We start from the raw sequence: 7,483 nt of genomic DNA on the forward strand, positions 1-7,483 counted from the left end.
CTCACCAGCAGCGAGTTCTGGACCGTGCTGCGCCGCACGGTGCTCTTCACCGCGGCAAACGTCGTGATCAGCCTGGTGCTCGGACTCGGCATCGCCCTGCTGCTCAACCGGGTCTCGCGCTGGGCACGGATCATGTTGACCGCCGTACTGCTGTTCGTGTGGGCGGTGCCCTCGACGGTCTCGACACAGATCTTCGCGTGGTTGTTCAACAACCAGTACGGCATCGTCAACTACCTGCTCGACCGACTGCCCGGCGTGCACATGCACGGCCACGACTGGTTCGCCGACCCGCACCAGGGACTCGCCGTCGTCAGCCTCGTCGTGGTCTGGGGGGCGATCCCGCTGCTGGCCATCTCGCTGCACGCCGGCATGACGCAGATCCCGCACGAGGTCGTCGAGGCCGCGCGGTGCGACGGCGCCAACCCGTGGCAGGTCTTCCGCAACGTGACGCTGCCGTTCCTGCGTCCGTTGCTCGCGATCCTCGGCACCCTCTCGGTGATCTGGGACTTCGGCGTGTTCAACCAGATCTGGTTCATGCGCAACGGCCACCCCGAGCCGGGCTACCAGACGCTTGGCATCTACATGTACGCGAACGGCGTCGGCAGCAGCCACTACAACGTCGGGGCCACCGTCGGGGTGCTCATGATGGTCGGGCTGCTCGCGGTGATCGTCGTGTACATCCGGCAGCTGCTCGCGATCGGTGACGAGGCATGAGCGCGCCCGCGAGCTCGCCGGTCGGTGCCGCACCGCTCACGCTGCCGGTGCTGGACGAGGTGGCCCAGGTGCCGCCGGCACCACCGACCGAGGTGCGGCGGCGGCGCCGGATCGGCCGGCGCGCTGCGACCGGGTGCTGGAACGCCCTGGCGGTGGTGCTGTCCGTCCTGTTCGGCTTCCCGATCTACTGGATGCTCATCACGTCGTTCAAGACCGGCGCCGACATCAACCGGCTGGTGCCGCAGTTCTGGCCGCACCACCCGACCCTGCGCGGCTTCCGCGAGGTGCTCGGCGATCCGATCTTCCGCGACGACCTGCTCAACAGCGTGATCATCACGCTCGGTGCGGTCGGGATCAGCCTCGTGATCGGCTTCTTCGGCGCGCTGGCGATCGCGCGGTTCCGGTTCGCCGGGCGCCGTGTCTTCGTCGTCGCGGTGCTGCTGGTGCAGATGATCCCGCTCATCGCGCTGACCATCCCGCTGTCGCTGCTGCTCGACTCGTACCAGCTGAAGAACACCATCCCCGGCGTCGTGCTGTCCTACCTGGTGTTCACGACGCCGTACACGGTCTGGACGCTGCGCACGTTCATCGCCAACATCCCGCGCGAGCTCGACGACGCCGCGCTGGTCGACGGCTGCACGCGCTGGCAGACGTTCCGGCTGGTGATCCTGCCGCTCGTCGCGCCCGGGCTCATCGCCACCGGCGTCTACGCCTGGATCCTCGCCTGGAACGAGTTCGTCTTCGCCAACACGCTGCTCGTCGACAACGACAAGCAGACCGCGATGGTCTACCTGCTGATCTTCCAGTCGAGCCCGACGCACGGTGCCGACTACGGCGGTCTCATGGCCGCGGCGACGCTCACCGCGCTGCCGGTCGTGCTGCTGTTCGCCGCGTTCCAGAGCCGCATCTCGACCGGGCTCACGGCCGGGGCGGTGAAGGGATGACCGGCGCGGGTGACGGCGACGTGGTCGCCGTCGACGTCGGCGGCACGACGATCAAGGGCGCGCGTGTCGCAGCCGACGGCACGGTGCTGCAGGTGCTCGACGTCCCGACGCCGCAGGGCGACGAGGCCGTGCGGGCGGTCGTGAAGCTCGTCGCCGAACTGCGTTCGCCGGGTACAGCGGCCGTCGGGGTGGTGACGCCGGGGACGGTCGACGAGGCGTCCGGTGTCGTGCGGCGCGCGGTCAACCTCGGTTGGACGGACGTGCCGCTGCGTGCCGTGCTCGCCGACGAGACGGCCCTGCCCGTGGGCACGGGGCACGACGTCACCTGGGCCGCGCGGGCCGAACACGCCGCCCGGCCGCGTCCGGACCTGTTCTTCGTCGCGCTCGGCACCGGCATCGCGGCCGCGCACCTGGTCGACGGCGAGCCGCGCCGCGGCGCGAGCGGTGCGGCGGGGGAGCTCGGGCACATCGTCGTGCGCCCCGACGGCGAACCCTGCACGTGCGGCGGTCGCGGCTGCCTCGAGACACTCGCGTCCGGTCGCGCGATCGTGCAACGGTCCGGTCTGGACGCGGCCACGCTGCTCGCCGGCGGTGCGGCACCGGTCTGGGACGACGCGACGGCCGCCCTCGGTGACGCCCTCGCGACGGCCACCGCGCTGCTCGACCCCGGCGTGATCGTGCTCGGCGGCGGCCTGGCCGACGCGGGTGTGCGGCTGCTCGAGCCGGTGAGGGCGCGGCTGGCGTCCGCGCTGCCGTGGCGCCCCGCGCCCCCCGTCGTGCTCGGCGTGCTCGGCCCCCGGGTCGGCGTCCACGGCGCCGCCATCCTCGCCCGTTCCACCGCGATGATCTCGGGAAAACCCGGGTCAGGGCCGGGGTTTCCCCGAGATCATCGGGTGGGGGGAGCGGCATGAGCACCGTGCTGCGCGGAGCGCGGGTGGTCACCCCAGACGGCGTGCTGGAAGACGGATGGGTGGCCGTCGACGACGGCGTCATCACCAGGGTCGGGCAGGGTGCGACCGATGGCACCGACCTCGGTGGCGGCTGGCTCGTGCCCGGGTTCGTCGACCTGCACATGCACGGTGGCGGCGGGCACGACGTCACCCGCAGCCGGGACGACATGGCCGCGGCCGTCGCCTTCCACCGCGGCCGCGGCACCACCTCGACGCTGGTGTCGCTCATGGCGGCACCCGTCGACGAACTCTGCGAGCAGCTGACGTGGGTGGCCGAGCTGACCCGGGCCGGCGTGGTGCGCGGCGCGCATCTCGAGGGGCCGTTCCTCGCCACGGCCCGGTGCGGCGCGCAGAACCACCACCACCTGCTGATGCCCGACCCGCTCGTGCTGCGCAAGCTGCTCGATGCCGCCCAGGGCTGCCTGCGCACGATGACCGTGGCGCCCGAGTTGCCCGGGGCGGTCGGCCTGGTCCACGAGCTGGTCGAGGCGGGCGTGATCGCGGCGGTCGGGCACACCGACGCGTCCTACGAACAGGCGATGGCGGCCTACGCGGCGGGCGCGACGCTCACCACCCACCTGTTCAACGGCATGGCGCCGGTGACGCACCGCTCGCCGGGCGCCGCCATCGCCGCCCTCGATGCGGCCGGGGCGGTCGAGCTCGTGAACGACGGTGTGCACGTGCACGACGCGGTGACGCGCGTGGTCGCCGGTCCGCGTCCCGACCGCGTCGTGCTCGTCACCGACGCCATGAGCGCGACCGGTGTCGGTGACGGCACCTACTCGCTCGGCGACCGCACCGTCGAGGTCCGCGCCGGCCGGGCGCTGCTGCAGGGCACGCAGCGACTCGCGGGCAGCACGCTGACCATGGACGTCGCCTTCCGTCGCGCCGTCGTCGACGTGCGGCTGCCGGTCGAGGCGGCGGTGCGGGCGGCGTCGACCAACGCGGCCGGGCTGCTCGGCGGCGGGTTCGGCGCCATCGCGCCAGGACTGCCCGCCGACCTCGTCCACCTCGACGATGCCTTCGACGTGCAGCTGGTCGTGCAGCGCGGACGCAGCCAGCGACCTGGTTGAGGACCGAACACGGCCAGAGGCCCTGGTCGGGTGTGCATGACGGCATTACGGTGAGGCGCATCGTTCCGGGGGGGGCCGTCATGCGCCATCGATCCTTCGCCGCGCTCGGGGCTGCGGTCCTGGTCGCTGCCGTCGTGCAGGTCGCGGAGCCGTCGGGGGTGGCCGCCGCAGCGACGCCCGTCGTGCCCCGGCCCGATCACGTCGTGGTGGTGGTCGAGGAGAACCGCGCCTCGTCGCAGATCGTTGGTGACCCGGCGGCGCCGTACATCACCTCGCTGGCCAGCAGCGGCGCGAACTTCACCGCGGCCTACGGCGAAACGCATCCGAGCGAGCCGAACTACCTCGCCCTGTTCTCGGGATCGACGCAGGGCCTCACCGACGACAGTTGCCCGCACAGCTACTCGACGCCGAGCCTGGGCGACCGCCTGCTCGCCGCCGGGCGCACCTTCGTCGGCTACTCCGAGAGCCTGCCGAGCGTCGGGTGGGCGGGGTGCGCCAGCGGACCGTACGCCCGCAAGCACAACCCGTGGGTCGACTTCCCCGCGATCCCCGACTCGGCGAACCAGCCCTTCACGGCGTTCCCGTCCGACTACTCCACGCTGCCCGACGTCTCGTTCGTCATCCCCAACCTGAACAACGACATGCACGACGGGTCGGTGGCACAGGGCGATGCCTGGCTGCAGGCGAACCTCGGCGGCTACGTCCAGTGGGCCCAGACGCACAACAGCCTGCTGGTGCTGACCTTCGACGAGGACGACGGCTCGTCGGCCAACCACATCTCGACGGTCATCACCGGCCAGCCGGTCGTCCCGGGCCAGTACGGGGAGACCATCAACCACTACAACCTGCTGCGCACCATCGAGGAGGCCTTCGGCCTGCCGTTGCTCGGCAACAGCGCCACCGCCGTGCCGATCACCGACATCTGGGGCGGCAACCGTCCGCCGACCGCGTCGTTCACGGTCAGCTGCCCGACGCTGACCTGCTCCTTCGACGCCGGTGGTTCCGCCGACCCGGACGGCACCATCACCGGCTACGCGTGGGACTTCGGGGACGGCGCGACCGGGACCGGCGTCACCACCACGCACACCTACGCCGCCGGCCAGTACACGGCCACCCTCACCGTGACCGACGACCTCGGCGCCACGGCGTCGGCGAAACAGGTGCTGCTCGTGGGGTCGACGCAGCCGTTCGCCCTGGACTCCTTCAACCGGACGGTCACCGGCGGGCTCGGCCAGGCGGACATCGGCGGGAACTGGTCGACCTCGGGCTCGGGCAGCAATTACTCCGTCACACCCGGGTCGGCCTCGCTGGTCCTGGCGAAGGCCTCGGCCCAGCTGGCCGCGACCCTGCCGGGCGTGAGCCGCACCGACGCCGACGTCAGCGCCCAGCTCTCGGCCGGCCCGGCGCCGAACGGCGGGCCGCTGTACGTGACGCTCGACGGCCGGCGGGTCGGCTCGGGCAACGAGTACGCGGCCAAGGCGCTGATCAACCCTGATCGCACCGTGACGCTCCGGATCGTCCGGCTCGTCGGCGGCGCCGAGACCACGGTCGCCGGGCCCGTCCGCGTCGGGACCCTCACCTACTCGGCCGGCGCCGTACTCGACCTCCGGGTGCAGGTGACCGGCACCGCGCCGACCCAGCTGCGCGCCCGCGCCTGGGCCGACACCGATCCGGAGCCGGGCACCTGGTCGCTCACCGCCGCCGACACCACGGCCGCGCTGCAGCAGCCCGGCACGGTGGGCATCGTCGCCTACCTGTCCAGCGCGGCGACCAACGCCCCGGTGACGGTGACGCTGCGCAGGTTTGTCGGACAACCGACGACGGCGGCGAACCAACCGCCGTCGGCGTCGTTCACCGCGTCGTGCGCGCAGCTCAGCTGCTCGTTCGACGGCCGCGCGTCGACCGATCCCGACGGCACCGTCGCCGGCTGGGCGTGGGACTTCGGGGACGGTGCCACCGGCACCGGTGCGACCGTCGCGCACGCGTACGCCGTCGCCGGGACGTACACCGTCACGCTCACCGTCACCGACGGGCAGGGGGCGACCGGTGTGGCCACCCACTCGGTGACCCCGACCCCGCCGCCGGTCAACCAACCGCCGACCGCCGCGTTCACGGTCTCGTGCGCGTCGCTGACCTGCACCGTCGACGGGACGACGTCCTCCGACGACGAGGGCGTCCAGTCCTGGACGTGGGACTTCGGTGACAGCACGAGCGGGACCGGGGCGACCACCGCGCACACCTACGCGGCGGCGGGCACGTACCCGATCACGCTCACGGTCGCCGACGAGGACGGTCAGACCGGCACCGTCACGCAGGCGGTCACGGTGACCGCGGCCGACCCGTCCTTCGTGATCGACAACTTCGCCCGGACGGTGGCGAGCGGCCTGGGTCAGGCGGACGTGGGCGGAACCTGGTCGATCGCCGGCACGCCCAGCTGGTTCTCCGTCTCGAACGGGACGGCGACGGCGCGACTGCCCAACCCCGGCAACCAGGTGAGCGGCTGGCTGCCGTCGGCGGCCCGCACCGACACGGACCTGCAGACCTCCTTCGCGGTCACCGCCCTGCCCACCGGCGGCCCGGTCTACGTGACGATCGAGGGACGTCGGGTCAGCAGCGGCAACGAGTACTCGGCCAAACTGCTGGTCAACGCCAACCGGACCGTCTCGCTCTTCCTCATCCGCGTGGTCGGCGGGACGGAGACGACGATCTCGCCGGTCGTCGTGCTGCCCGGCATCACCTACGCCGCCGGTCAGCGCATCGGCGTGCACCTGCAGGTGGTCGGTACCGGGACGACGACCGTCCGCGCCCGGGCCTGGGCGGCGAGCGGGGCCGAGCCGTCGACCTGGACCGTGTCGGCGACCGACTCGACCGCCGCGCTCCAATCGCCGGGGGCCGTCGGCATGATCGCCTACCTCAGCCGCGCCATCACGAACGCGCCGATGTCGGTGTCGTTCGGACCGATCTCCGCCCGTCCGACGGGCGCGTGACCGGTCGCTCCCGAACCTGTGGGCGCGGCGTCCGCCGCGGACCGACACGTACATTGGCGGTATGGCGTGGACGCAGCAGCGCAAGGACGAACTGACCGCGAAGGTGGCCGCCGGCGAGCGGCTGACGCAGCAGGACGGCGAGGACCTGTACGCCTCTGACGACCTGGCCTGGCTCGGCGGGCTGGCCCACGGCGTCCGGACGGCGAAGAACGGTGACGTCACCTACTTCAACGTCAACCGGCACCTCAACCTGACCAACGTCTGCACCGCGTCCTGCGCCTACTGCAGCTTCCAGCGCAAGCCCGGCCAGAAGGACGCGTACACGATGCGCGTCGAGGAGGCCGTCGAGAAGGCGCTGGCGATGAAGGACGACGGCCTCACCGAGCTGCACATCGTCAACGGCCTGCACCCGACGCTGCCGTGGAAGTACTACCCGCGCGTGCTGCGCGAGCTCAAGGCGGCGCTGCCAGGGGTGGCGCTCAAGGCGTTCACCGCCACCGAGATCCACTTCTTCGAGGAGATCTCGGGCCTCACCGCCGACGCGATCCTCGACGAGCTCATCGAGGCCGGCCTCGAGTCGCTCACCGGCGGCGGTGCCGAGATCTTCGACTGGGACGTGCGCAAGCAGATCGTCGACCACAGGACGCACTGGGAGGACTGGTCGCGCATCCACCGCCTCGCGCACCGTAAGGGCCTGCGCACGCCGGCGACCATGCTCTACGGCCACATCGAGGAGCCGCGGCACCGCGTCGACCACGTGCTGCGCCTGCGCGAGCTGCAGGACGAGACCGGCGGCTTCGTCGTCTTCATCCCGC

6 protein-coding genes and 1 pseudogene are annotated in these 7,483 nt (G+C 71.9%); all 7 read left to right on the forward strand.

Features of this window, described 5'->3' with window-relative positions:
- A partial coding sequence (locus tag ACTHMS_RS02915; protein WP_440305177.1) for a carbohydrate ABC transporter permease occupies positions 1–714 on the forward strand: 714 nt, incomplete at its 5' end.
- Complete coding sequence (locus ACTHMS_RS02920) at positions 711–1,658, forward strand: carbohydrate ABC transporter permease (RefSeq protein WP_440305178.1); 948 nt, start codon at positions 711–713, stop codon at positions 1,656–1,658. The genes ACTHMS_RS02915 and ACTHMS_RS02920, both read left to right, overlap by 4 nt.
- Complete coding sequence (locus ACTHMS_RS02925; RefSeq protein WP_440305179.1) at positions 1,655–2,569, forward strand: ROK family protein; 915 nt, start codon at positions 1,655–1,657, stop codon at positions 2,567–2,569. The genes ACTHMS_RS02920 and ACTHMS_RS02925 overlap by 4 nt, the downstream gene beginning before the upstream one ends.
- On the forward strand, positions 2,566–3,681 hold the full coding sequence (nagA, locus tag ACTHMS_RS02930) for an N-acetylglucosamine-6-phosphate deacetylase (protein ID WP_440305180.1): 1,116 nt from the start codon (positions 2,566–2,568) through the stop codon (positions 3,679–3,681). Before ACTHMS_RS02925 ends, nagA begins: the two co-directional genes overlap by 4 nt.
- Positions 3,682–3,761: 80 nt before the next feature.
- A pseudogene (locus tag ACTHMS_RS02935) lies at positions 3,762–4,610 on the forward strand (alkaline phosphatase family protein); the annotation flags it as partial.
- Positions 4,587–6,668 (forward strand): PKD domain-containing protein, encoded by a 2,082-nt coding sequence (locus ACTHMS_RS02940; protein ID WP_440305182.1) that lies wholly within the window; start codon positions 4,587–4,589, stop codon positions 6,666–6,668. The pseudogene ACTHMS_RS02935 and the gene ACTHMS_RS02940, both read left to right, overlap by 24 nt.
- 61 nt (positions 6,669–6,729) lie before the next feature.
- Positions 6,730–7,483, forward strand: a 754-nt coding sequence (locus ACTHMS_RS02945; RefSeq protein WP_440305181.1) for a radical SAM protein, incomplete at its 3' end; no start/stop codon positions are given.

It is taken from the genome of Jatrophihabitans sp., assembly GCF_051960575.1.
Lineage (GTDB): Bacteria > Actinomycetota > Actinomycetes > Mycobacteriales > Jatrophihabitantaceae > JBQCEE01.

Bases quoted from the DNA above. Each gene is read 5' to 3' on its own strand.
- ACTHMS_RS02925 (WP_440305179.1), top strand. From the start codon at position 1,655: ATGACCGGCGCGGGTGACGGCGACGTGGTCGCCGTCGACGTCGGCGGC.
- nagA (WP_440305180.1), top strand. From the start codon at position 2,566: ATGAGCACCGTGCTGCGCGGAGCGCGGGTGGTCACCCCAGACGGCGTG.
- ACTHMS_RS02920 (WP_440305178.1), top strand. From the start codon at position 711: ATGAGCGCGCCCGCGAGCTCGCCGGTCGGTGCCGCACCGCTCACGCTG.